The following is a 26,238-nucleotide window of genomic DNA, read 5'->3' on the forward strand; positions in this document are numbered from 1 at the left end:
GAGAATATCATGACTGTAACTTCCCTAAACAATAATTATAAAGAAATTATTACTTCCCGTCGCTCTGTGCGGGTATATGACCCATCGGTGAAAATCAGCCGTGAAGAAATGACTGAAATTTTGGAAGAAGCGACTTTGGCTCCATCATCCGTTAATCTTCAGCCTTGGAGATTTCTTGTCGTTGATAGCCCAGAAGGAAAAGCGACGCTTGAAGAGCTTGCACCAGGGAACAAAACGCAAGTTTCAACTTCTTCCGCAGTCATTGCTGTATTTGGAGATATGAACGCATTCGACAATGCAGATGAAATTATGGGCAGCGCTGTGGAACGCGGTTATCTGCCACAAGAGATTAAAGATCAGATGATGGCAAACTATACCGATCTGTTCGGGCGTATTCCGGCACAATCTTTCCGTGAAATGATCCTTATCGATAGCGGCTTGGTTTCCATGCAGCTTATGCTTTCTGCTCGTGCCCGTGGATATGACACGAACCCCATTGGCGGATACGACAAATCCCGAATTGCAGAAGCATTTGGTATGGAGAAAGAACGTTATGTGCCGGTAATGCTCATCTCTGTAGGTAAAGCTGCCAAAGAAGCGCGTTTGACGACCCGTCTTCCTATTGATCGTATTGCAGAGTGGAAGTGAGGTCATAGCGATGATTATTATTCATGCAGAAATGAAAGTAAACCGTGAGCTAGAGGCAGAATTTCTGGAATCCGTAAAAAAACTTATTGAGGCATCCCGCGCGGAACAAGGAAATGAATCTTATAAGCTGCTTAAAGATACGGAGCAGGATAACACGTATCTCATGGTTGAACAGTGGAAAGACCAGGAAGCTGTTGGGCTCCACAATGCGAGCAGCCATTTTCAGGCATTTGTAGCTGAAGCTCCAAAATACCTGACAGCTCCGCTAAATGTGCAAGCATATGCAGGCCAACCGATAAACAAATAATGAACAGACTGCAGTCACGTTTAAAAAGCCAACTCGTTCAGACGAGTTTGGCTTTTTTTATTAAATGGATATATCCCTATTTTCTTCGGATTCTATCTTATAAACTCTCCCATAAAAAAGTTCCCTTTAAGTAAACTGTATCGTCTGTAGCGTCTTCTTCTGCACAGTTTACTCAAAGGGGAACATATCCTAAACCTTACAGCGATAGCTCTTCGATAGCCATCCATGGCAGCGGATTGTTAAAGGTCGACCAATCATACCATGCAGGGAGGCCCTGTCAACGCAACTGCAGAAGAACAAGCAGCATTTGATGGAATGGCTCCGATGGTGAAACAAGGATTTGGCGGAACTTTTGATCAACTCGCGCAATACCTTGAAAGCCAGCAATAATAACATGGATCAAGGAAGCTCAAACCAGCGGCGGCGAACCTATTGGCTCGCCGTTTTTTTATGCTTTAGAACTCAGCACCTTCTTACTCGAAAAAACCCCTGCCCGATCGCCTTGCTAATGCATTCGCATGCATGTTCGAGAAATTACAGCTTCTGTGCGACTGGTTGCTCCGCTGCCTGTCCATCGTCTTTATGCTCAGACAGCTCGCCGTCTTTCCAGACGACCTGTTCGCCGTAATCTTTTCCCCAATCGTACATCAGCTTCAAGATCGGCATTAAGCTCTCCCCGTAAGGCGTGAGCGAATATTCGACTCGAGGCGGAACCTCGGGGTAAACCACACGATGAACGAGCTGATCCTCCTCCAATTCACGAAGCTGGTTGGTCAGCATTTTTTGCGTGATATGAGGAATCATTCGATTCAGCTCACCGAAGCGCTTAACGCCCTCTAAACCAAGATGCCATAGGATGATCAGCTTCCATTTGCCGCCGATGACCGCCAGAGTTAACTCCTTATGGCAGTTTATTTCCTTCAGATTGATTCGCTGCTTGACTTCACTTGCCATAATGCATCACCCCTTCTTCCCTACAGTATACAACGGTCGCGGTTATATCATCAAAGCGGCAACTATACCCACACCTTGACTTCTTATTCCAAATTGGCGTGCAGCCCAAACATATTTTCCGAGTGAAGTTCCTTCATCTCCATCAATCTCAAGATGACGGCATCCAAGACGATCAGCATCGTTTGCTCAAATAAAGAGGCCATCGGTTGAACGGTGACAAGAGATCCTTGATTCTGCTCCTTCGTTGTGCCCGGTAGCCGAACGATCGCATCCGAAAGCTTACCGATACGTGATTCGAGATTCACGGTTACCACCGCTACGGCAGAGCCTATACCCTTGGCCTTCTGAGCCATAGACACCAAGCTCTGCGTTTCGCCGGAGCCTGAACCGATAATTAGCAAATCCCGCGCGCCGATGGCCGGAGTTACCGTATCGCCCACGACATGAACCTTATACCCCATCTGCATTAATCGCATGGCAAAAGCTCGAATCATCAGACCGGATCTGCCGCCCCCCGCTAAGAAAATGGCATCGGATTGCACGATCCGTGCAATCAACTCCTCAATCTGACCAGCATTGATCTGCTGCACGGATGCCGAGATCTCCTCGGCAATGAGAGCTGCATGTTGAAATATCTTTTGACTCATCGTAACTTAGACCTGCTTAACAAGCTGGTTCATCTGGACCGCAACCGCTTTTTTATCGGATTGACCTGTGATTCCCCCTCCGACAATCACGAGATCAGGATTCGCTTGGATCACCTCAGGGAGCGTCTCCATTTTGATTCCTCCCGCAACCGCCGTCTTGGCGTGCTTCACGACACGTTTGATCGCAGCCAATTCCTCGAATGAATTCTTGCCTTCCGCTTGGTGGTCGTAGCCGGAATGAACGCAAATGTAATCCACGCCCAAAGCGTCAATCTCCACTGCTCTACTCTCAATGTCCTTCACATTGATCATATCGACCATCACTTGCTTGCCTTGCTTGAGGGCTTCCGCTACCGCGCCTTTGATCGTAGCATCATCGGACACGCCTAACACCGTAATAATGTCCGCACCGGCTTCGGATGCCTTCGCCACTTCATAACCGCCCGCATCCATAATTTTTAGATCGGCAAGCACACGCAGCTGCGGGAAAGCCTCTTTGATTGCTTTTACAGCATGAAGTCCTTCGTTAATGACAACCGGCGTTCCGATCTCCACGATGTCGATAAACTCGGCTACCTCAGCCACCACTTGTTTTGCTTCAGGAATATTTACTAAATCCAATGCCAATTGAAGTTCCATATTGTTATTCTCTCCTTATGAACGTATTGGTTAATAACTACACGCCCATTGTAGAGCAGACAGTTTACTTTCCGGAAGTACGTACTTAGAAGTGAGATACTTACGTGGAAGTAAGTAATAAGGCGGGACAAGGGTTTATGGGCTCCGTTTAATTAGCAATGCATACTGTCTCCAAGACGCTGGTAAAAAACAATTAAGCCCGTTTATTCACTTTTCGGCTCGCATTCAGCTGTGGTTTAATATAGTTGTCAGGCCGGACAAAATGATCGGAAAGGAGGCTGAACGAATTGATTCAGAATATGGAGGTGGCATCCGCATAAGCGGGTGTCACGTTTAGGGGAGCCCGTTATAGGGCTCCCTTTCATTTACAATCCGATAGCATTGGAGATATGATTATGTCACATTCATCTGAACCAGCCGTTATTATTGTCTCTGGTGTCATGGCTTCCGGTAAATCGACGGTAGCCCAGCTGCTGGCCGAGAAATTTGAACGCGGAGTCCACTTGCGGGGAGACGCGTTTCGGAGAATGATTATCAAGGGCAGGGAAGAAATGCTTCCGGATGCTTCAGACGAAGCAAAACGGCAGCTCGCCCTGCGCTACAGATTATCGGCCTCCACTGCCAGAACCTATGCTGAAGCGGGTTTTCATGTCGTCCTCCAGGACGTCATTCTCGGCCCCGCGCTGCTGCAAATAACCGAAATGCTAAACGGCCTTCCCGTTTACGTCGTTGTGCTGAACCCATCTGAGAATGCCATCAGCGCACGCGAGCAGATTCGTAACAAAAAAGGCTACGGGGTATGGACCATCCATGAGCTGAACCGGCGTTTGAACGACGAAACGCCGAGAATCGGCATGTGGCTGGATACCTCCGATTTATCTCCGGATGAGACCGCCCAAGAGATTTGGAAGCGGATATGGAACGAGGGGCAGATCCGTTAACATAAACCCGGTATCATTCATGACAAAAATTCCTGGTAAAAAACAATTAAGCTTGTTTATTCACTTCAGTCCTGCCGCCGGCCGTGGTTTAATATAGATGTCCGGCTGGACCAAATGATCGGAAAGGAGGCTGAACGAATTGATTCAGAATATGGAGGTGGCATCTGCGTAAGCGGATGTCACGTTAAGGGGAGCCCTCTATAGGGCTCCCCTTCATTTCATTTTACTCATAGATCACAGCTTTGATCTCGTCGCTATCGATATTATTTTTGTCATACCAGTAAAATCCCGTATCGATCTGCGGTTCAACCTTCTCCCCTTTGATGGCCGCCACGGCGGCTTTTACCGTCTCATATCCGATGCCGACCGGATTCTGCGTGATGGCTCCCGCCATCGTTCCATTCTTGATTGCGTCAATCTGCGCTTTTCCGGAATCGAACCCGACCACGATAATCTGACCTTCCTTCTTCATCTCCGTTACCGCATTAATGACCCCGACCGCCGAACCCTCATTCGCCCCGAATATCCCTTTCAAATCCGGATGCGCCTGCATCATCGCTTTGGCCAAGTCCGTCGACTTCAAGTGATCCCCGCCTCCGTACTGGATGTCAACGATTTCGATATTCGGGTACTTCTCTTCGATCTGCTTCTTGAAGCCGTCACGGCGGCTAACCCCGGTCACGCTGGTCTGGTCATGGACCACCATGGCGATTTTGCCTTCATTCCCGACGAGCTCCGCCATTTTATCCGCCGCAAGCGCGGATGCAGCCATATTGTCCGTCGATGCCGTCGTTACCGGAATGTCGCTTTCCACGCCCGAATCGAAGGCGATGATCGGAATGTTGTTTTCCTGGGCTTTTTTCAGATAAGGAATGGAGGCCTGGCTATCCAGTGCAGCAAAACCGATCGCGCTTGGTTTCTTATCGAGTGCTGCCTGCAGCATTTCGATCTGCTTATCCACCTGGGATTCCGTCTCTGGTCCTTCAAAGGTAATCTTTACGCCAAGCTCTTCCCCTGCCTGCTCGGCACCAGTTTTTACCGCCTGCCAGAACTGATGCTGAAAGCCTTTGGAAATGATCGGAATATAGATTTCCCCTTCGGCAGCCGAACCGGAGCCTGAGCCGGATCCGCCCTCGCTTGGACTGTCGGTTCCTGAAGCGCTCTTGCCCGATGAACCGCAAGCCGCCAGCAGGCTTGCAGTCAGCATGAGAATCAGAGCCAATACGGAAAGCTTTTTCATAATCTCCATCTCCCCTTGTTTATCAAAATAGTACATCTATAGAACTTCCATCCAAGGAAGCTTCTATCCAGATCAAGCTAGCACACGGCTAACCGAGCGCGGATCGCAGTCCTAACAGAGGACTTACGCTTTGCGTCTGCGCAAAATATCCGCATACACCGCAAGTATAATGACGAATCCTACGACAACGGTTTGCCACTCCTGCGGCACGGACAGAATACGTAATCCATTCGTCAGCACGCTCATGATCAATGCGCCGATGACTGTGCCGATGATGGTACCCTTCCCGCCGCTGAGCGAAGTACCCCCGATCACGACCGCCGCGATGGCTTCCAGCTCATAACCGGCCCCCAGCGCCGGGTTTGCCGAGTTCAGCCTCGATGCCATCATGACACCCGCCAAACCGGTAAAGGCGCCGGTTAGAGTGTAAATGACGATTTTCCAGAAGCCCACATTGACACCCGACAATCGGGTCGCCTCTTCGTTGCTGCCTAGCGCAAAGTTATACCGGCCGATGATGGTCTTCGATAAGATGAGGTAGCCCACAACCGCCGCGATGAAGAAAATAACGACCGCATTCGGAATATCGAGGCCCGGTATCAGCCAGCCCAGCACGCTGCCTTGGGACACCTCGGCAAAGATTTCGGCGTCGTTGAAATAGACCGGCTTGGCTCCGGAGATAATCAGTGCCAGTCCTTTAGCGATCATCATCATCGCCAGCGTTGCGATAAAAGGCGGGATCTTCATTTTCGCCACCGCCGTACCGGATAGCAGCCCGGACAGCGCGCCCGTCAAGATCCCCCCAAGGATGCCGACCGGAACCGGCAATCCCCAGAAGGTGATGCAGACGCCGGTCATAACGCCGCTTAGTGTCATGACCGTTCCGACAGACAGATCAATGCCGCCGGTAATGATGACAAAGGTAGATCCTAAGGCAAGAACGCCGATCACCGCGGTCGAGAGAAGAATGCCCACGATATTGGAGAATTGAAAGAAATTGCTGGATGAGAATGTAAAGAATAGTATGAGAACAACCAAGCTGGCTAAGGCCAGCACTTGCTGAAGTGCGCCCGATTTGATTTGAATGTTCATCTGCTTACTCCTCCTAACGTGTATGGATAACGGCTTACATCCTTGCTGTAGCCAGATGCATAATGCTTTCTTGGGTCGCCTCTGCTTGATCCAGCTCGCCCGTAATCCGGCCTTCACACATCACGAGAACCCGATGACTCATCCGTAAAATTTCAGGCAGCTCTGAGGAGATCATGATGATCGATTTACCCTGTGCCGTAAGATCGTTCAGCAAGCGATAGATTTCGCTCTTGGCCCCTACATCGATCCCACGCGTCGGTTCATCGAAGATCAGAATGTCGCAATCTCGGGTCAGCCATTTGCCGATAACGACTTTCTGCTGATTACCGCCGGAGAGGAATTTGACCTCTTGGTCCACATGCGGTGTTTTGACCTTCAATCGTTCGACCATATCCTCCGCCTGCTTGCGAATCCTGGTCGTATTCATCCAGCCGGCTGGGCCCAGGAAGTTACGGTATGAGGCGATAGCCACATTGCTCTTCACATCCAGATCGACGACACATCCATAGCGCTTGCGATCCTCGGATAAATAACCGATCCCTTGGCGCACCGCATCATGGGGGCCCTTGATCGTTATCTTGCGGCCATGAACATGGATCTCGCCGGATTGAATGCGGTCGGCACCGAAGATCGCTCGGGCAAGCTCGGTCCGCCCCGCACCAACCAGGCCTGCAATGCCAAGGATTTCTCCCTTTTTCAGAGTGAAGTTAATGTCCTTCAAAATTCGGCCTTGATTCAGTCCTTTAACCTCCAATATCGTCTCACGTTCACCTGCGCTCTTCTCCGGTTTCGAGGTCTCGTAGATCTGACGGCCAACCATTTTGGAAATAATGTCCTGTGTGGTGACTTCATCCGTTGAAACCGTATCGATATACTGTCCGTCACGCATCACCGTAATGCGATCCGTAATTCGCTTGATCTCATCCATCCGATGGGAAATGTAAACGATTCCAACTCCACCTTCTCGAAGCTGACGAATGATGCGGAACAAATCCTCAATCTCGGTTTCGCTTAAAGCTGCAGTAGGCTCATCCATGACCAGCACGTCGGCGTTATAAGACAATGCCTTGGCAATCTCCACCATCTGCTGCTTGGCAACCGTTAGTTCCGAAACCTTGATGGATGGATCCATGTCCAGCCCCATCCGCTCGAACAGTTCCTTCACCTGCCGATTTAGCGCCTGATTGTCCAGAAACAACCTGAGCTTTCTGCGCGGCTCTCGCCCGATGAATATGTTCTGAGCAACCGTCAGATCAGGCGCCAAGTTCAGTTCCTGATGGATCATGCTGATCCCGGCGTCTTGAGCCGCTTTCGGATTCGTTAACTCTACGGGCTGCCCTTTGTACCTGATCGTACCTTCGTCCTTCTGGTATACGCCGGTCAATATTTTCATCATCGTTGACTTGCCGGCGCCGTTCTCACCCATTAGCGCATGGACTTCACCGCGCAGCAGCTCGAATCGGCAATGATTTAATGCAAGCACGCCCGGAAATTCCTTCGTGATTCCTTCCATTTGTATCAATACTTCGCTCAAAGACCCTCACCTCTCTAGCTGGCACCTTTTATGAATCATTGTACAAATCGGTCTCCGATGGAGGAATGGAATATTCTCTGATCCGTGTTGAATAATCTATGATCTGTTAACAGGCCCCCCCATAAAGGAAGAAGCTACTCTTCCACAAAGGGAAAGAGCAGCTTCTGGTTCTCCTCGGTATACATATTGTCTTTGTTGATGACAACGGAATCGGTGTACACGTTGCGTAACACCTTGTCTCCTTCGATGATGGATATGGCTGTTTTGATGCCCAAATAGCCGATGTTGAAGGGCTTCTGAACAATGGTGGATTGAAGAACCCCCTCTTCGAGCAGCTTGACTTCCTTCACCGAGCTGTCGAATCCGACCAGCTTAACCTTGCCCGCCAGCCCCAGTTCTCGGATCGCTCTTCCTGCCCCGACTGTAGAAGGCTCATTCAGCCCCACGATTCCATTCAGGTCAGGCCTTTCCAACAGCAGTTTCTTCGTGATGTCATAGGCACGCTCCTCCTTGCCCTCGCTGTAGTAAGTGCCCACGATTTCTGTGCCGCTGCGCTGCTCCAGAATGCTTCGAACCCCTTGTTCCCTTTCGATCTGCGTCGAGGTGCCCTGCACGAAACTGATGATCGCAACCTTGGCCTGTTCCGGCAGCCGTGACGAAAGCTCCCTGCCGGCCTTCTGTCCCGCATTCACATTGTCGGTAGCGATCAAGCTCTGCGCATATTCACCATTCACGGCGGAATCAATCATAATGAGCGGGATGCCAGCCTTACGAATCGACTCTGCAACGGGAACCAAGCGGTTATAATCGCCGGCGGCCAAAACAATCGCATCCGGCTTCTGCTTGATGGCTTCCTCCAGCAATTGAATCTGCAAGTCTACTTCGATTTCCTGAGTCGGTCCTACCACCGAGACGTCCACGCCGAATTCACGGGAAGCCGTGTGCACCCCTTCAATCAACACCCGCCAAAATTCATTTTCGTCCAGTGCTTTAACGCCGACGATAATCTTCTTGGGACCGGGGTCATCCTTGGACCACTGATAAACGGCATAACCCAGAATGAATACCGGAATCAGCAGCAGTAAAACATATCGCGGTCTCATGTACGACTTCATGGCACCTCCCCCTTCATGCTCCTCCATTCATCCGGATGAACGGCCGGAATAAGCACCGTGACGATTGTCCCCGCTCCGGGCACGCTCGTATAGCTAAGACCATATTCCGCTCCAAAATATAACTGAATCCGCTGGTGGACATTCGCTATCCCAACGCTGTTTCTCGAATGTTGGCTCCCTGTAGAGATTAATAATGTCTCAACCTTGGACCGATCCATGCCGATGCCGTCATCCATCACTTGAAACCGAATCCGATCATCCTGAAGTCTCCCCGTAATCGTGATCGTGCCCGGCCCTTCCTTGTTCTTGATGCCATGATAAATGGCATTCTCCACCAGAGGCTGCAGCAGCACCTTCAACGTCAGATAAGGATAAAGTTCGCGGTCCATATCCAGAGTAAACCGGATTTTATCCTGGTATCGCATTTGTTGTATTTTTAAATAATTCGTTATATGTTCCACCTCGGTAGCAATCGGGATCATTTCCCTCCCTTTGCTGAGCGAAGCTCGAAACAGCCTTGCTAGAGCCGATGTCATCAGAATCACCTCATCATGCTTCTTGCTCTCAGCCATCCATATAATGGAATCCAGCGTATTGTAGAGGAAATGGGGATTGATTTGGGCTTGCAGGGCATTCAATTCGCTTTTTCTCTTAATTTCCTGTTCTATCACGATCTGGTCCATCAATTCCTTGACCTTGAGCACCATCACATTGAAGCTGCGGGCCAGGCCGGAGATTTCCCTGGAATGCCCTACAGGAACCCGGATATCGAAATTCCCCTTCTCCACTTCCATCATCTTATCCTGGAGCTTCTTGATGGGACGCGTCAGGTTGCGGGAGATAACGACGGAGAACAGCACGCCGACGCCAAGGCATAACAACCCCGCTATAGCAAAAGAAAGCTGCATCTGCTTCTTATTGTCCACCAGCTCATTCTCGTAAAAAACGCCGACGATTTTCCAGCCGAAATCCGTGTCCTTGATGCTGTAAATCCGGCTTGCTCCGCCCTCCTTCACGACAAAACCTCCTTGCTTGTCCTGAAGCACCTGCTCTAATCTCTCCGTCTTCAAATTGCTGTAGAGCAGCTGCTGCTGCGGGTGATACACAATCCGGCCATGACGATCAATCACGAACACGTAACCCCGGTTCCCCAGATCGAGCTTGCTGAGCATATCGTTAATCACCTTGAAGTTGAGATCGATCAACAGAATGCCGAGCCCGTTGGAAGAATTCACGCCGCTGAGCTCGCGGCTTAGTGATACAACCCAGCGGTACTCTCCTTTGATAACCGGCTGTACATGCGACGAGGAAATCACCGTCTGTCCCTTGTTTTCCTTCGCCTGCCGATACCAGGGCTGCTCCGATAACACAATATAAGGATTCAGTTCGGCTTCCGCCCGATCGGAGATAAAGGAGCCGCCGGCTCCAAAAATATTAATCGACGCAATATCTTTGCGCGAAACCCGAATCGAGTGGAAATATTCCGATATCTTCGCTTTCAATATAGCAAGTTCCGCAGGCTGCAGTTCATCTGCCGAGGCGAGGTATTCCCTCACATTCGGGTTGTTCATCGTCGCCAGTGAGATGTCTTTCATCCCGGTGATGTAAGTTTGGATATTCGCATTCACTTGATTGATCAGCTCGGAGGTGTAACTCTCCGCCGTTTCGCGAACAGCCGATTCGGACAGCCGGTAGGAGATGAAGATCAACAGCAGCGCCGTAAACAATACAAGCATCACGAATGAGCTGGCAATGCGGGACTGAATGCTTTTGATACGCTGCGGAGCCATCATGGCCTTACCCCGCCTGACGTCATTTTATTCCGGTACTCCGTCGGGGTATCTCCGGTATGTTTCTTAAACAGCACGCTAAAATATTGAGGATCCTGATAACCGGTTTTCGCCGCTATTTCATAAGTTTTCAACAAAGAATGCTTCAGAAGTTCCTTTGCTTTCTCCATGCGGACATCCGTTACGTATTCAACGAAGGTCTTCCCGGTATGCGACTTGAATAAAGCACTGAAATAACTCGTGCTCATGAAGATCCGGCCGCATACGGTCTTGATCGATAACTCGGCATCCTCATAATGCCGCTGGATGAAATCGACCGCCTCCAGCATCTGGGTGCGGGTAATATCCTTTCTCGCCTTGGCAACGTCCCTTAACGCCTGCTCGCACACCTCGTTAAACCAGCGCTCGATCTCTTCCAAGGACCGAAAAGAATACAGATCGGACAGCAGCCTCTTCTCCTTGCCGATCAGCTCGTTCCCATTGCTGCCGATTTCCATCACAGTTTGAAGCACGGCAAGCATGACCCGAAGGACCCGCACGTAACAGAGCTCGATTGAAATTGAAGCGCTTCCAAGTTCGCTGATCAGCCGCCGGATGCACGCCTTAACCTCTAAGTCCGTACCGGCCCGAATTGCGGAGATTAGCGCTGACTCGGTTTCGATCCCATCCTGGAGAGGAGCGTCCCCCCGCTTTTCAAGATCCGTGATATGAACCACCTGATCGCGGCCGATCAGGAGACGGTATTCCAGTGCAGCTTCCGAAGCCCTGCAGGAGTATCGGATATCCTGAAGCTCGCGGCAAATCGTTCCGATGCCGAGCGTAACCGTGAATTTCATGAACTGCTTTGTAGATGCGCGAATGTCCTCCGCCAGCTCCTGCGCCCGAGCGTGCAGCTCCTCCTCGCCGGAGCCCGACAGGATGGTCATAACTTTGTTCTCCTTGTACCTAAAAATAGCTGTACCGGGCTCACCCGCCAAAATCTCCTGCATGATATTGTATAAAGCAAATGCATACAGCTCATTATCGACATGCTGCTCATCCGTACGAAGCTCATCCATATCCGCTGCCATCGCGATATAAAGAGGCCCCGGAAGCCGAATATCAAAATATGCAAGCTTGCTCTCGATCTCGGATCGCTTCATCGGCGACGACGCCAGTCGTTCAAGAAATCGTTCCTTAAGCAGGACCAAACTCTCATTCAACTGATGTTTGAGCCTTTTCAAGTGCTCCGTATGTCCGCGCTCCTCATCCATTTCCAGCTTGAGTTTACCAAGCATCTCCCTTAACTCCACTGACGTAACCGGTTTCAAAATAAAATCCGTGACTTGGAGCTTCACCGCCTGCTGGGCATATTCGAAATCGTCAAACCCGGTAAGGATGATGATCTTTGTCTTGGGAAAACGATCCGTAATATGGCGTGACAACTCCAGGCCATCCATGTACGGCATGTTGATATCCGTTAACACCACATCGGGTTGATGGCGGGTTACAGCATCCAATGCATCCCTGCCGTTCTCGCAATCCCCGATGCATTCAAAGCCATGATCTGCCCACTGAATCCGGTTTCGGATCCCTTCTCTTACAATCGGTTCGTCGTCCACAATAAGAATCGTATACAATCAAAGCCTCCCCCGTTCAAAAGCAATTCCCATTTGCTTAGGTTATATCGTGTTACGAGGTCAATATACAGGAAAAGCCCTTTGGCAGGCAACTGCCAAAGGGCTCCATGAGTTTATATTTATTTACGGGTGTTCATCCACGTAATGAAATTGTTCACCACGATATCGAGAAAACCGATTGTCGGCTCATGAATCAGCTTGCCGGACTCATCCATCTTCTCATGTACCGCCCCGATATATACCTCATTGTTAGGGAGCAGCGGCGAAGTAATGCCGACAGAAAACAGAATATCCCGGAGATGCTCTTGAGCGCGCACCGTTCCAAGCTGTCCCATCGACGCTCCCATGATCCACGAAGGCTTCCCGTTCATAACCTTATCAACGCGCGATAACCAATCAAGCGCGTTCTTGAGCACGCCCGGTATAGAGTAATTATACTCCGGCGTGATCCACAACACCGCATCAGCGGCAGCAATCCGCTCCTTGAAATCCTTGACGGCCGCAGGAGGGTCCAGCTCAATGTCTTGATCGTAAAACGGAAGATCGCGCAGCCCCCAAATTTCAAACGTGATCTGATCCGAGTAGCGCTGCTTTAAATATTCCGCCAGTTTCATATTGTACGACTCTTTTCTAATGCTTCCTACAACGATTGCAACGTTCATAATACCCTCCAGTTCTATGCTTTCTGCGCACATTTCATTCCATTTTTTCACAACTATACACAGCCTAACACCATATTTTACCAATGTCAAAATCTCGTTTGTCCTACTTCATCAACGAGAGCAGTTTACACACATCGCGCTCCATGTCTTCCCTTTGTTCAGATGGTACGTACTGGAGCAGAGCCAGTGCGGCATAAGGTACTTTGATGGCATGCGGATCTTCATACCGTTTGCTCCAATAGGCAGAATCCGTAATCGACGCACCTTCGGCAGCTTCAACTCCCTCATTCGAAAGGGCTTGTGGCTTTAAACGGTTGAGTTTCATTTGCAGCCGGTGATTGCTTTGCCCAAGCTTGGCAAGCTGAGCGTATCCGAGTCGCTCCAGCTCAATGAGTGCGTGTGCGTGGGTAATGCCATGCTCAAGCTCACCGGCAAAAAAATAATATTTGCCATCAACATGCTGATCCGGCAGCACAAGTTCCAGCTCGGAAAGTGCACGGCGTGCCAAATCGGATGCATTCCGGTAAGGAGGTATTTCCGAAAGTGAGATTTCCGCGAGATCCAGCTGCGTATAATCTTCAATGCCATAATACCTTGCAAGCTTGTGTTCTACTGCTGCATCTTCCATCAGCTTGAGGATGCCTCGCACGATAGACGGCGTCAATAAGTCCGGACGGTCCCGTAATGCTTTCAGTCCCAAGACGGCCAGGGTTACCCCGTGTCCGGAGGTACTCAGATTCGTCAGGTTAGGCAGCAGTCCTTCAATGAGTTGATTCATTAATTCAGGCTGCGCAGGCTCGGGAGGATAGGGTTCAAACCAATCTTCATGCTGATTACGCAAATGCAGGCAATTGGCGGCCAGGCCCTGCAGTACATCTTGCGGCAAATCAAACTCCTTCTGCATGTAATAAGCCGCCAAATACGCCCCGCCAACATGTCCTTCAAACCACCCAACCTCGCCGCCGCGGCTCAAGGCCGTAAGACCATCCTCCAAATACCGGTCACTAATGACCGAATTCACCTCCTTCCCTTCGATTGCACTCGGCAGATTCAGCCTGGCTGCAATGTCTTTGGGCAAGCTTGTTATTTTCATTCGGATGCTGTAACCATACATCCTAAAATGCAAACCATCCTCGTTATCCGAAACCATCATCCGCTGATCCAGAATGGAGCGAACCCGGTCCAGAAACCGTTCGTCCGTTACTCCGTAAGTGATCTCCAAGGATGGTGCCAGCGCATTCATGGCGATCGGAATCCATTTGCGCTTTGTTGATACAACAACGGCATGAGCCGTTCCTCCAATGGCAAAAGCGAATTGCTCCGACTCCTTGGCGATCGTTAACCCGAGCGTTCTCTTCATCCATAATCTTGCGGCTACCGGATCCTCCACAGGCAGACCCACCTCCCGCAAGTACAGGATGCCATAGGTGCCGTTCGGCGCAAGCACCCCTTCCTTCAGATCTTCATGTGCGATAAACTCAAGCAAGTTTCCATCGCCATCCTTGAAGTATACGTTCACGCCGGTATCAAAACGCTCAACCGCTTCACCGTCAGGCCATTTCAACAAAGGTACCTGCTCTGCAAGCTTCTGGAGCATGGATTCAAACTGGGAATAAGGCACTTCAAACGCGATATGAGCAGGAGCTATAGGTTCATACGCTTCTTCAAAAGCGAGCGTGAAATCCGGTGTAGGCTGAAATACGATCTCAACCTCGCTTTCGCTTGCTACCGGGAAATGAAGTAACCCGTGGTAGAATTGTTTCACACCCTGAATGGATACCGTCTTTAATTTCAGACCGGCAAAATGAGTAATCATGAGATCTCAACCTCCTCTTTACCGCTGATCTTCTTGACCAGTTCCATAAAGATGGACAGCGCCTCTTTAGCCCGATAATCCAGTACTATCGTTCCTTCTGCCGCTTCGGATTCGTATATGGTCCGCTGAGAACCGCCAATGGATATCCATTCCGGACTATTGATCCCGTGCAAATTACGGATGGTAGCCTGCATTTGCTGCAGTGAACTCACGCCGACCGCCCCTCCCGCAGAGCTTACCGAAAGAACCGGTTTACCTGAGAAATGCATCTGTCCCAAATGATCCAATGCGTTCTTCAAGACTCCGCTCATCCCTCCGTGGTACTCTGGTGTCGTCAAAATAATGCCATCCGCCTCCATCAACAGACGCTGCAGCTCGCGCACGCCATCATGGCGGTTGAATATCTCGTCTGGTGAATAGAACGGAAGCGGTGTTTCATATAGATTAAACAGCTTCACTTCCACGAACAACGTATTCATTTGCGCTTCCAGGGCTTTGGCCAGAACGGTACTTGTGGCTTCCTTGCGATTGCTGCCAGCTATAATCACGATTTTCATAGTGCTTCCTCCCTTATGGGTATCAAAGGTTTTGTTAAGTACATTGTAGAGGAGGCATGCCATGGAAATCGTCAACATTTAGAGTGATTTTACAAGCAAAAGCTCTCATGCCTTCGGCTGAGAGCTTCTACAACTATAGTCTTAGATATGATCGTTATGTACGACGGATACAGCCATCCTTATACGATTCCATGCTTGAGCGCATAAATGGCCGCCTGAGTCCGGTCGGCAACCCCCAGTTTATCGAGCAGATGGCTGACATGGGTTTTAACTGTCTTCTCGGTAATGTAAAGCGCTTCGCTGATTTCCCTGTTGTTCATGCCCGATGCAATCAGCTGCAGTACTTCCTGCTCCCGGCGGGTAAGTTTATCCACCTGCGCAGTCTCTTCCTGATGGCCGGACCCGCCGGTTTCATCCGTCCCCGCCGGTGATGTAACATGCGTCATGAGCAGGCCTGCCGCATCCGGATGCAGTTCAACTTGGCCTTTATACACGCGTCTGATCGCAGCCACCAGATCCTCAGGCTCAATATCCTTAAGGAGATAGCCGCGTGCGCCCGCCCGAATGGCTGGCAGCACATGGTCATAATCGATAAACGAGGTCAGCACGATGACTTTAATATGAGGCTGTTCTTTTTTTAACCGTGCGGTCGTATCGATTCCATTGAGAATCGGCATATTCAGGTCCATTAACACGACATCGGGATTCAGCTGATTGGCCTTCTCTAACGTTTCCTCGCCATTCGCGGCTTCGCCAACCATCTCGATATCCGGCTGCGTAGCAAGAAAAACCTGCAATCCCCGTCGTACCATGGCATGATCGTCAGCGATCAACAATCGGATCATCGGTGATCCCCCCATTCTCTATTGATCTCAACCTTAAGGGCAGCGAAACCTCAATAATGGTTCCCTCTCTGTACACACTGTATAGACGGAATTGTCCTCCGAGCGATTCAGCCCGTTCCCGCATGCTGGACAACCCAATCGAATGTCTTGTCAGCTCGTTCAATCGTTGCTTGGAAATCCCGCAGCCATGATCTTCGATCCGGAGTTCAACTTCATTTTCCCGCAGGGTTAATACTACCCTTACTTCCCTCGTATCCGCATGCTTGCTTACATTGTTCAGCGCCTCTTGACCGATCCTCCACAATGTCTCTTCCACGGTCCGGGGCAGGTCCCGTATCCCGTTGATATGTGAACTTACATGAAGCTTCAATCGTTCGCCGTATTGTTTCAGGCCTGTCATAAGCCCTTCTTCAAGTCCGGGTGGGCGAAGCTGCATGATCAGCTCCCGCATTTCCTTAAGCGCGCTTTGCGATAACACCTGTATATCATGGATGGTGTCCTGCAGCATGCCTGTCTCCTCATGTGGCTCCGCGGCTAGCATTCCCCCCACCCCCTTGGACATCATGACCAGCGAGAACAAGGTTTGGCTTACCGAGTCGTGGAGGTCTCGGGCGAGACGATTTCGTTCATCCATTCTTGCGAGCTCCCGCCGGTTTTCCTCCAGACGGATGCGTTGAAGGGTCATGCCGATATGTTCAGCCAGTGCCTCGACCACCTCGATATCCGCCCAGTACGAATCGCCGTAATGATCGAACCCTACCAAAAGCAGTCCAAATGAGGTGTCCCCGGCAGCCGCCAGCCGAACCGCAACCGCTCGGGAGATGGAGGATATCCATCCCTGTTCAACCAAAAGATCTGCAAGCCGCTGTGCGTCTTGTGCACTCACCAGGTTCGGATTGACCTCTCCCTTGCCAGCACGGATTCGTGCGGCTTCAGCAAGCGAAAATTCGGCATGGGGCAGCGTCGTCTGCCCTCTGCTGTAGAGGGCACGCAGCGTCATTTCGCTGCCGACAGGCTCCAGCAATGCGGCAACCGGCCAGTCAAAGTAGCGGCCCATTAAACTCATGACTTGCTTCGTTAATTCAGCCCGGTTAACCGCTTGGGAAGCATAAGCACCGAGTGCGCTGCTATATTCCCCAAGCCGGGCAAACAAATCCGCTCGGCGCTGCTCCGCTGCATATAGCCGCATGCGCTCAATGGCGCTGCCGATTTGGTAGGCAACCGATTCCAGCAGCGCCAGTTCCTCTTTAGTGAAATGCAGCTTCCCGGGTGCAGCCACATTCAGTACGCCGAACCTGCGGCTGCCGGATCGCAGCGGAACGGTTGCATGGTGGGTTATGCCTTCCGTATCCCCCCACTGATACCGAACGGCGTTATCCAGACGTTTGCAATTCAATATGTTCACGGCATTTTTCAGACGTCCGTCATCGTAACGCTCCAGGCACCAGCAGCTGCCGCATCTCATAGGTTCGTTATCGTTCCGGCTCAGGGCAGGCGGCAAATTCCGGCTGGCTACGAATTCATGCGTTCCCCGATCTTCCACCAGGAACAGCCAACCGGTCGTAAGTCCGGTTAGTTCCAACAGCTTGGCAATAACAACGTCCAGCATGGGGCCAAGCTCATTGGACTCGTTCAATGTTTCTGCGATCGTCTTCAGCGTAATTAACTCCTGAATATGCGGATCGTGATTGGACATACATGAAAGCTCCTTCTTTTTTGCATTCTGAAGTAACTATATTATATAATCCTGTCACACACCATCAAAATCCCTATGGAGCCCTTCGGGCTTTTCTCAAATCATTCACCCCATGAATTTTGGTAAAAAACAATTAATATTGTTTTATCTCTTGCAAATTCCCACCTACATATGGCTTAATATAGAAGTCGGGGCCGACGAAATGAGCTGAAAGGAGGCTGATTGCAATGATTCAGATCCGTGAGGTGGTATTCGCGTAAAGCGAATATCCGTTAAAATGGGAGCCCGCTGCGGGCTCCCTATATCTATTTTTAAATCCAATAATTCAAAAAATCCAAAAAAACCAATATCACGAAAGGAGGAGGGCAAGCATGATCAATGCAATTGTTTTGAAACTCAGCGATAGCTTAAATATGTATACAGAAAGAGGAGGGCATCGATGGGCCATTACAAGAACGGAAGAGAAGTGCTTCCCCCCGAGCTGCTGCAGCAAATTCAACAGTATATAGATGGAGAATTACTCTACATACCGAAACAGAGCGAGCAAAGAGCCGGCTGGGGAGAGTTAAGCGGTTCCAAACAACGCATCGAAAGTCGAAATAAAGAAATGTATCGCGCTTATTGCAAAGGACGGTCCATTGAGGAATTGGAACGGACCTACTTCCTGTCTGGAGAAAGCGTGCGCAAGATCATAAGTAAACTTACCCGCGTAGGGACCTAAAATCGATGAGATTTAACGGTCTGCTCACGGATTAACATAGGACTGTTCCCTTGGGGCGCAGTCCTTTCCATTTTATATGAACGATACTGCATAACAGAAAATGCCCGGCTGCAGGCGAATCTACAGTCGGGCATTTGTTATACCCTAACGATTTTCCGGCTTCTCCCCTGCGACATCCCAACGATGGCGAAATTTCTCCAATCGCGGGTGCAGATACGGCGGCTCAGACAAGAGGATTAGCCTCAGCTTCACAATCCATTCCTCGAAGGAGGAAAAGGAGGCAAACGCATTTGCCATCTCAGGTGTCAGAATAAGAAAATGGGGACTTCCGTATTTCTCTGCCAGATGACGAAGCGCAGTATCGATCGGCGTGTATTTTTTTCGTTTCGACTCGAAAGGTTCAATCACAACCGATGATCCTGCATGATCTTTGATCCATTCCTGAAGCTGTTTCTCCCGCTTGTAATAAGGGCTGACCGGCTCCTTGAACATCCGCTTCGCTGTCTCTTCATGCAGCGGATACAACACCAATTTTACAAATGACCGTTCTTCTAAAATGGCAGCGGCCTGCTCCAAATCCTCCTGAACCTGCTCGAAGAGGTCGTAGAATATTAAGGTTCCTTTGGTTGTCGGCTTTGGGGGCTCGTAACCGTAAGGAACATACTCCAAATTGCGCGGCATGATGGAACTTCACCTCTCTTTTACTCTGATGACGGGGATGAAAACCTCGGTGGCACGCGATGCTGGGCAGCCTGCTCAAAGCCGTAGGCTAATTGGATCAGCACGGGCTCGCTATATGCCGTCCCGATGAACGTAATGCCCTGTGGCCCCTTCGTAATATATCCTCCCGGCGCAATGACGCCATTCTCGGCATAGCCGCCGGGAACGGTTACCGATGGATACCCTGCCCGGGCAGCCAAATCCGGTCCATATTCATTACCCAGAAACAGCAGGGCGTCCAGCTGATACGCCTGCAAAACATGGTCAATCCCTCTAGCTCCCGCCATTTCTTTATTCTTCTGCTTGCTCTTAAGATACTCTGTTTCGGTCAGCGTGCCGCTCGTTTCCTCGGCCCAAATCAATGTGCCCTGTCCATATTTCAAGGCAACCTCGGCGTGTGCCTCATTATAAGCGATAACCTCGGCTAGCGAATGAACAGGCAGAGACGCATCTACGTTCGCCAAATAATCATTGACATATTTTTTGAACTCATAGCGAAGGACATTGGCGTCCCATTTGGTATCCTGGCAAGGCAGCTCCACCGGATCAATTATGGTAGCTCCTTGATTCCGCAGCACTTCAATGGCGGACTCTACAATATCTAGTCTATCCCGATCCAGGTGCTTATAGTAGTATCGGGGGATCCCGATTCGGGCTTTCTTCAAATAACTCGAATCCAGATACTCCGTGTAGTCCTCCACCCTTTTTTGAGGATCGATCTTGGTCACTTCGTCCAGATCATCAGCTCCCGCGATCGCGCTAAGCAGAATCGCTGCATCTTGCACCGTTCTGGTCATTGGACCTGCCGTATCCTGTGTGTGAGTGATAGGTATGATACCTGAACGGCTTACCAGTCCAATCGTCGGCTTAATGCCAACCAGGCTGTTCTGGCTGGAAGGACTGATAATCGATCCTGATGTTTCCGTCCCAATGGCCGCTGCGGCCAAATTCGCCGCCACCGCAGCACCGGAGCCTGAACTTGAACCACCAACAAACATTTCCCCTGGACCGTATGGGTTTAATGTAAGACCGTTTCTTGACGAATATCCTGCCCATATAGTCGGGGACATAAAGTTCGCCCATTCGGTCATGTTGCTCTTGCCCAAAATAACAGCACCCGCTTTACGCAGATTCGCAGCAACAAAGGAATCTTTGGCAGCAAACGAATCCGCAAGGGTGATGGAGCCGGCACTCGTATGCAGCCGATCTCCGGTGTCGATATTGTCCTTAAGCAGGATGGGAATCCCGTGAAGCAATCCTCTTGCACCCTGGTCCTTGCGCTCCAGGTCCAGCTCCTCGGCAATTTGCAGCGCTTCAGGGTTTACCTCAAGGATTGATCGGAGAATTCCATCATATACCCCGATCCGCTCCAGATACAATTGAACCAACTCTACTGAAGTCATCCACCCCTCTGCCATTGCATGCTGCATATCCGAAATGGTTGCTTCCACAATCCATGCTTTTTTATCCTTGATCATATATATAGTCCCCCTGACTTATCTTTCTGAACTTACGGTAGATGGTGGGGATTAATGTTTCATATTTTAGCCTCCAAACGTTTCAGGATCCTATATGTAATTCGGGATATAGGAACAAAATCCCTCTTATTAATGCGTAATCGCGAGCACTACCTGCATGTTATCAGACTTTAAAGCCGACCAAGAATGACTTCTTGATCCGCTCCTTTTTTTAAAAAAGATTGCCCTAATCTTATTGATCAGGGCAACCCTTTCCTTGACGATTAACTTATGATCGTAATGACCGGCGCTGATATCGTCGGCTGTGTCGTGATAGCGGATGCTGTGTTCGTGAAACTGGCGATTTCCAATAACACCGGTATGCCCACCGGAACATCCGTCGTATCGAGCACCAAGCTGGCAGTTGTTAATGTCGATAAGGAAAGTTGTTGAAGCATGCCGTTGATATACACATTAAAGTATTCTGAACCTGTCAACGCGGGGAATGCTGTCACGGCTGCTTCGGCATCATCGACAAAACTCGTTGCCGGCATGGTAATCGAGTCTGCTCCAATCATACCCTCGGCGATCAGTGCAAAATAACGGGTTACCGCTGGCGTTACCGTTGTGGTGATCGTTCCGCCAGTTGCAACGGGAACCGTTGCGATAGCGGTAATGATAGGTTTAATAACGGGCATATCATCACTCCTCCTAATTAGGGATGTTGCAACTATGACTCTTTGCCATATTATCATTAAATGATAGTTTTTAAGTTTTGATCCCAGCATTCTCCCTATTCAAGCAAAAATAAATGAGAGAATGACGTATGATCCGGTCAATATATCCGTAAGCAAAGGATATATGTCCACTCGACTCCCCCACCGATGACATAAACTAAGTACATACATTCATCCGGGGCGGTGATAAGACTGAAAACTCCCGTGATTAAACGGAAGCGGTCTCCAATAATAAAATCCTCTAGGCATCACAAACACAGAAACCTCAAGAAGCGCCAATGTAAACGTGTCGTATCACCTAGCAATAGAAAAAGATTCCGACCGCGCAAGACCAGATCCGATTATCCGGCCATCATTCCATCTGAATGGTCGGAAACACAACCGATAAGGAACTCTAAAGGATTACCTGAATTACCTGGATTGCCTGGACAGCCAAGTAATCCAAGTCTGCAAGGTGAACCTGGCATTCAAGGGCCTCCAGGCGTGCCAGGTCTACCGGGCCCCGCCGGAGCATCCGGCATTCCGGGTCAGACGGGTCCCCAAGGGCTGCCTGGTTTTCCGGGGATTCAAGGCATTCCCGGGGTGCAAGGCATCCCAGGTTCTCAAGGTCCTCCGGGTCCTCCCGGTCCCCCTGGTCCACAGGGCATCCAAGGATTACCCGGAAGCGTGATCGTGCCGGAGATCATTGTACTGCCGACCACGCTTCGCTATTTTTACGTATTGATGTCCGAGGTTAATCTGGATGCTCCCTTCGTCATATCTGCCGGACAATTTACGGATGATGACGGAAATCATACATTTCAGAGCATTTCGGTCGGTCAGAACACCTCCTCAACGGTTTATATCAACGGCATGATTCAGGAAGGCCGAATCCACACCATCACATCGGAGGCACTAACTTTGTATTCTCCCGGCGATGTGCTTCTGGCCGGAACGCCGATCTTGCTGGAGGTGCTGTATCTTACCGCTCAGGTGGTGGCTTGAACGATGAGCAAAGAACCGCTGCGGCGGGTAGCAAGGTTCACGAAAAAGACATCTCCGCAAGGAAGATGTCTTCTTTCTCTGCTACTTAACATGTTACCGAAAGAAACGGTCCCATCTCTTTTATCTTATCGATTTCGACTATTCGGCCCGGGTATCGATGACCTCATAATCAAACCAGTCGAACAGCGCAGGGGTTGTTCCGTTGTCGCCGAACGCGTAAATAGCAATCATTAACCCTGTAAATCCGCCGGCTACTTCCGTCGCAAGCAGATGGGTTTCACCTGATCCCATATTCAGGAACTCCGATGAGCTTTGCCCCATGGAGAATCGGAAATGCTCGGGCATTGCTTCGATTCGTAACACGACAGGCCCCTCCGGACATCGGCTGGTTTGTTCTACGCTTAGCGACCCCACGGTACGTCTGAATATGATCGTTTTTTCCCCGTTTATAAGCTTTACGGCCAGATCATAATGATACCTTTCATTCATAAAAACGGTTAATCCCGCTTCTTCCCCCTCGTTTGCAGGCTCAAAGTCCAGAGCAGCGGATATATTGCAGGAAAAGTGGCTTAATCGTCGCCCGACAAAAGCAGGGGATGCCGCGTCGTTCAATGACGATGGGTTGCCCCGCAGCACGAGATATCCCGGATGTTCCTGCAGCGACCAGCTCCCTGGTAATGGGTTGCGCAAAAAGACCCAGTCCAAACCGAGGGAGGCATGATCGAAATCGTCTCTGGACGGCTTTGCAGGCCATCGGCATTCCGGCAGCTGAGGACTGTCCATTACCTGCTCGACCCTTCCCTCGAAACCGATGCTCGGCCAACCGTCCGCCGTCCATGTTACTGGAGCCAGATAAGTTTCTCTGCCGAGATGATGGCGCATGGGGTATGAAACCGGCCTGATTCCCAAGAAAACGGCCCACCACGTGCCATCCTGAGCCTGCACCAGATCCGCGTGCCCTGTCGCGTGAATGGGGCTTCTCCTGCTTCGATGGGACAGAATCGGATTATGGAGACAAGGCTCATACGGCCCGTAAGGATGTCGGCTTCGCGAGACCGTGACCATATGTCCGTACTCGGTTCCGCCCTCGGCAATCATTAAATAGTACAGACCGTCTATTTTGTATAAATGCGGGGCTTCCGGACTGGCTCCCCCGGTTCCTCTCCAGATTAAGCGGCTCTCCGTCAGCTTCTTGCCGCTTGCAATATCGATTTCGCATTGATAAATGCCCTCTCCCTCATCGCCGTAGCAAGCCGTCTGAAAATAAACGCGACCATCGTCGTCAAATAGCAGCGAAGGATCTATGCCTTGCTGGGCAACAGGGATCGGATCAGACCAAGGACCTGCAGGATCCTTGCTTTTGACGTAAAAGTTGCCGATTCCGCTGACGTTGGTTGTCGTCATATAATACCAGCCCTCATGATAGCGAAGGGTCGGGGCATAAATCCCCCCTGAGCTCCCGGCGTTCTTAAGGGGCAGTTGTTTTTCGGATGTAAGGCAATGGCCAATTTGCTTCCAATTTACCAAGTCCTTGCTATGAAAGATGGGAACGCCCGGAAAATACTCAAACGTGCTCGTGACCAAATAATAATCTTCGCCAACCCGGCAAATGCTGGGATCCGGATAAAAGCCCGGTAGGATGGGGTTGCTAAACTTCATGAAATCGACACTCCTCTACACGCCTTATTTTATGTCTAAGGAACAATGGTCTATGAAACAATGGTGATAAACAGATTGGCACAAAAGAGAGGCAGCTTTGTGCCTGCCCCTCAAATCAAACGGTTCAGTTATTCCACAGCTCCACCCGTTCACGAACCAGCTCCGAATATTCCTGCTCCATTTTTTCCGCCCCGGCAGTGTTCAAATCTTGAATGAACTGATCGTAAAGGGCATCGAATTGGGACGGGTCCGCAAGGATGATTTCCGGAATGCGTTTACGAACAATCTCTTCAACCCGCTTGTAGGTGATTGCAATATTGGAGTCGATCGGCGGGGAAATAAGATATGCCGCACCCCACGGCTTCGTCGGAAATTCTTCCGACTTTGGCCAAAGATCCTTCCACATTTCCGCTCCATACGCTTTCAGCGTTTCTTTGGCGGATGGCGTATAGTTGGCTTTAATTTGTTCTGGGAAGTTGGTCGTATAATAATTTCCGGTCGAATCCATCGCGCCGTCACCGTAACGAGGGAACAAACTGTTGTATAATCCAATTCCGCTCTCTTTGGTAAAGCTGGCGTTGTCGTTAACTTTACGGTCCTGCACGTCCTCCGGAATGACGCGTTTGCCGTCCTTGACATCGTAATGCTCCCCTTCAATGCCCCAGTTCATCAAAATTTGCCCTTCTTCGGAAGCCAGATAATCCAAGAACTTGATGATCCGTACCGGATCCTTCGCGGGTGTCGTGATGCCTACGCCCCAGCCTGCTGCATACCCCGCATTCTGGAACGAAGCGTCCTTGGTCGTCTCATCCAATTGGATCGGGAATCTCGCATAGGTACGATTCTCTTTGCCGGCCGTTCTCAGCGCATTCGTCGGGTTTCCAAACCCCCAATCGGCGTCAATGACGCCAAGGACGCGGCCCGAGGCGATCTTTGCTTCGTACTGGTCCGTCTTCTGAACGAACGTTTCATTGTCCAATATGCCCGTGGCGTTGAGATGATTCAACCAGCGGAAGTATTCCTTGTCCTCCGGACGTCTGTAATGCAATTTCGCTTCATACGTTTCCGGATCAACATAATACTCCCCGTCCCCTGACAAACCGGTAGCAATCACGGCCGCATCCGTTACGGAGATCATGAATCGCCAGCCATCCGCATTGAGCGTCAACGGAATCGTTGGCTGACCGTCGATCGTCGGGTGTTTCTCATAATAATCCTTCAGCGCCTTCTCAAAATCCTCGACGGTCTTGATTTCCGGATAACCGAGCTCTTTCAGCACTTCATGCTGGATATGAAAGTTTCCGCCGGCATCCAATTGCTGATGATCCACGGCATTCAGCGTCGGAAGGACATAGATCGATTCATCCTCGTTGCTCCACTTCAGACGGTTCATGTAATCCCCATAGAGCTTTTTCAGGTTCGGTGCATGTTCTTCGATCAAATCGGTAAGGTCGATAAAAGCGCCCGAATCAACGAACAGATTCGCATCGCCTTTAGCGTAAACGAGATCCGGATATTCGCCGCTCGCTACCATCAGCGGCAGCTTCTGATTGGAACCGTCAACCGCAAATTCGGCTTGGATCGTAACGCCGGTCGTCTCGGCCAGCTTTTTGCCGACGGCATCCTGCATACTTGCCCAGTTCGCATTCGAATCGGCGCTGAAATACGTAATTGTAACCGGTTTCAAATCATCTCCTTCGCTGCCTGCGGAATTGCCGCTGTCACCGCTGCTGCACGCAGCCAGAATAAACGTAACCAGCAGCATCATGGCCAAGAGCCGCGATAATCCCTTCCAGTGTTTCATGCCTTTACCCCCTGTTCAATATCTTCTTGTCAGTCGCCAGCAGATCAAGTTTTC

Annotated in this window: 24 protein-coding genes; 5 read left to right on the forward strand and 19 right to left on the reverse strand. The window is 50.3% G+C overall.

What is annotated here, in order from left to right; all coding sequences use genetic code 11:
* Positions 1-9 precede the first annotated feature (9 nt).
* Both AC0VZ8_RS19990 and AC0VZ8_RS19995 read left to right on the forward strand, forming a co-directional pair.
* Positions 10-648: a nitroreductase family protein gene (locus AC0VZ8_RS19990; protein WP_113061100.1), complete on the forward strand. Its 639-nt coding sequence runs from the start codon at positions 10-12 to the stop codon at positions 646-648.
* Between the two features lie 10 nt (positions 649-658).
* A complete protein-coding gene (locus tag AC0VZ8_RS19995; protein WP_475484183.1) occupies positions 659-955 on the forward strand; it encodes a putative quinol monooxygenase in 297 nt (98 codons plus the stop codon).
* 534 nt (positions 956-1,489) lie between these two features.
* Here the strand turns inward: AC0VZ8_RS19995 and AC0VZ8_RS20000 are convergent.
* From AC0VZ8_RS20000 to hxlA, 3 genes are all read right to left on the reverse strand, one after another.
* Positions 1,490-1,909 carry a winged helix-turn-helix transcriptional regulator gene (locus AC0VZ8_RS20000; protein WP_071220350.1) on the reverse strand — a complete coding sequence of 140 codons (420 nt, stop codon included), beginning with the start codon at positions 1,907-1,909 and terminating at the stop codon, positions 1,490-1,492.
* A gap of 83 nt (positions 1,910-1,992) precedes the next feature.
* Positions 1,993-2,556 (reverse strand): 6-phospho-3-hexuloisomerase, encoded by a 564-nt coding sequence (hxlB, locus tag AC0VZ8_RS20005; protein WP_071220349.1) that lies wholly within the window; start codon positions 2,554-2,556, stop codon positions 1,993-1,995.
* Between the two features lie 6 nt (positions 2,557-2,562).
* On the reverse strand, positions 2,563-3,195 hold the full coding sequence (gene hxlA / locus AC0VZ8_RS20010; protein WP_475484184.1) for a 3-hexulose-6-phosphate synthase: 633 nt from the start codon (positions 3,193-3,195) through the stop codon (positions 2,563-2,565).
* A 395-nt stretch (positions 3,196-3,590) separates the two neighbouring features.
* Here hxlA and AC0VZ8_RS20015 point away from each other — a divergent pair, with 395 nt between their 5' ends.
* Positions 3,591-4,136, forward strand: coding sequence for an AAA family ATPase (locus tag AC0VZ8_RS20015; protein ID WP_475484185.1), 546 nt, complete (start codon positions 3,591-3,593; stop codon positions 4,134-4,136).
* Positions 4,137-4,359: 223 nt separating this feature from the next.
* Here AC0VZ8_RS20015 and AC0VZ8_RS20020 read toward each other — a convergent pair whose 3' ends face one another.
* The 11 genes from AC0VZ8_RS20020 to AC0VZ8_RS20070 form a co-directional block, all read right to left on the reverse strand.
* Positions 4,360-5,385 (reverse strand): substrate-binding domain-containing protein, encoded by a 1,026-nt coding sequence (locus tag AC0VZ8_RS20020; protein WP_475487727.1) that lies wholly within the window; start codon positions 5,383-5,385, stop codon positions 4,360-4,362.
* A gap of 114 nt (positions 5,386-5,499) precedes the next feature.
* Positions 5,500-6,468, reverse strand: a complete 969-nt coding sequence (locus tag AC0VZ8_RS20025; RefSeq protein ID WP_475484186.1) for an ABC transporter permease — start codon at positions 6,466-6,468, stop codon at positions 5,500-5,502.
* A 34-nt stretch (positions 6,469-6,502) separates the two neighbouring features.
* On the reverse strand, positions 6,503-8,002 hold the full coding sequence (locus AC0VZ8_RS20030) for a sugar ABC transporter ATP-binding protein (RefSeq protein WP_071220345.1): 1,500 nt from the start codon (positions 8,000-8,002) through the stop codon (positions 6,503-6,505).
* Between the two features lie 134 nt (positions 8,003-8,136).
* A complete protein-coding gene (locus AC0VZ8_RS20035) occupies positions 8,137-9,117 on the reverse strand; it encodes a substrate-binding domain-containing protein (protein WP_071220344.1) in 981 nt (326 codons plus the stop codon).
* Complete coding sequence (locus tag AC0VZ8_RS20040) at positions 9,114-10,910, reverse strand: cache domain-containing sensor histidine kinase (RefSeq protein ID WP_475484187.1); 1,797 nt, start codon at positions 10,908-10,910, stop codon at positions 9,114-9,116. The genes AC0VZ8_RS20035 and AC0VZ8_RS20040 overlap by 4 nt, the downstream gene beginning before the upstream one ends.
* On the reverse strand, positions 10,907-12,526 hold the full coding sequence (locus AC0VZ8_RS20045; RefSeq protein ID WP_475484188.1) for a response regulator: 1,620 nt from the start codon (positions 12,524-12,526) through the stop codon (positions 10,907-10,909). The genes AC0VZ8_RS20040 and AC0VZ8_RS20045 overlap by 4 nt, the downstream gene beginning before the upstream one ends.
* A 119-nt stretch (positions 12,527-12,645) precedes the next feature.
* On the reverse strand, positions 12,646-13,188 hold the full coding sequence (locus tag AC0VZ8_RS20050; RefSeq protein WP_475484189.1) for an NADPH-dependent FMN reductase: 543 nt from the start codon (positions 13,186-13,188) through the stop codon (positions 12,646-12,648).
* A gap of 103 nt (positions 13,189-13,291) precedes the next feature.
* Complete coding sequence (locus AC0VZ8_RS20055) at positions 13,292-15,004, reverse strand: VOC family protein (protein ID WP_475484190.1); 1,713 nt, start codon at positions 15,002-15,004, stop codon at positions 13,292-13,294.
* Complete coding sequence (locus tag AC0VZ8_RS20060) at positions 15,001-15,561, reverse strand: NADPH-dependent FMN reductase (RefSeq protein ID WP_475484191.1); 561 nt, start codon at positions 15,559-15,561, stop codon at positions 15,001-15,003. The genes AC0VZ8_RS20055 and AC0VZ8_RS20060 overlap by 4 nt, the downstream gene beginning before the upstream one ends.
* 179 nt (positions 15,562-15,740) lie before the next feature.
* A complete protein-coding gene (locus AC0VZ8_RS20065; RefSeq protein WP_475484192.1) occupies positions 15,741-16,406 on the reverse strand; it encodes a response regulator in 666 nt (221 codons plus the stop codon).
* Positions 16,384-18,102, reverse strand: a complete 1,719-nt coding sequence (locus AC0VZ8_RS20070) for a GAF domain-containing sensor histidine kinase (protein WP_475484193.1) — start codon at positions 18,100-18,102, stop codon at positions 16,384-16,386. The genes AC0VZ8_RS20065 and AC0VZ8_RS20070 overlap by 23 nt, the downstream gene beginning before the upstream one ends.
* Positions 18,103-18,541: 439 nt before the next feature.
* On the opposite strand from AC0VZ8_RS20070, the gene AC0VZ8_RS20075 reads away from it, so the two are divergent.
* Complete coding sequence (locus AC0VZ8_RS20075) at positions 18,542-18,823, forward strand: CD3324 family protein (protein WP_006211013.1); 282 nt, start codon at positions 18,542-18,544, stop codon at positions 18,821-18,823.
* 144 nt (positions 18,824-18,967) lie between these two features.
* Here AC0VZ8_RS20075 and AC0VZ8_RS20080 read toward each other — a convergent pair whose 3' ends face one another.
* The 3 genes from AC0VZ8_RS20080 to AC0VZ8_RS20090 all read right to left on the reverse strand — a co-directional run bounded on the left by AC0VZ8_RS20080 (position 18,968) and on the right by AC0VZ8_RS20090 (position 21,698).
* On the reverse strand, positions 18,968-19,504 hold the full coding sequence (locus tag AC0VZ8_RS20080) for a hypothetical protein (protein WP_475484194.1): 537 nt from the start codon (positions 19,502-19,504) through the stop codon (positions 18,968-18,970).
* Between the two features lie 20 nt (positions 19,505-19,524).
* Positions 19,525-21,021, reverse strand: coding sequence for an amidase family protein (locus AC0VZ8_RS20085; protein ID WP_475484195.1), 1,497 nt, complete (start codon positions 21,019-21,021; stop codon positions 19,525-19,527).
* 263 nt (positions 21,022-21,284) lie between these two features.
* Positions 21,285-21,698: a DUF4183 domain-containing protein gene (locus AC0VZ8_RS20090; protein ID WP_071220334.1), complete on the reverse strand. Its 414-nt coding sequence runs from the start codon at positions 21,696-21,698 to the stop codon at positions 21,285-21,287.
* Between the two features lie 522 nt (positions 21,699-22,220).
* On the opposite strand from AC0VZ8_RS20090, the gene AC0VZ8_RS20095 reads away from it, so the two are divergent.
* Entirely contained in the window at positions 22,221-22,721 is a 501-nt protein-coding gene (locus tag AC0VZ8_RS20095) for a DUF4183 domain-containing protein (protein WP_475484196.1), read from the forward strand.
* A 138-nt stretch (positions 22,722-22,859) separates the two neighbouring features.
* Here the strand turns inward: AC0VZ8_RS20095 and AC0VZ8_RS20100 are convergent, their stop codons facing one another.
* A complete protein-coding gene (locus AC0VZ8_RS20100; protein ID WP_475484197.1) occupies positions 22,860-24,380 on the reverse strand; it encodes a glycoside hydrolase family 43 protein in 1,521 nt (506 codons plus the stop codon).
* 124 nt (positions 24,381-24,504) lie between these two features.
* Complete coding sequence (locus AC0VZ8_RS20105) at positions 24,505-26,184, reverse strand: ABC transporter substrate-binding protein (RefSeq protein ID WP_475484198.1); 1,680 nt, start codon at positions 26,182-26,184, stop codon at positions 24,505-24,507.
* Positions 26,185-26,238: the final 54 nt, after the last annotated feature.

The sequence above is a fragment of the Paenibacillus sp. QJM3NY_38 genome, from assembly GCF_056173265.1.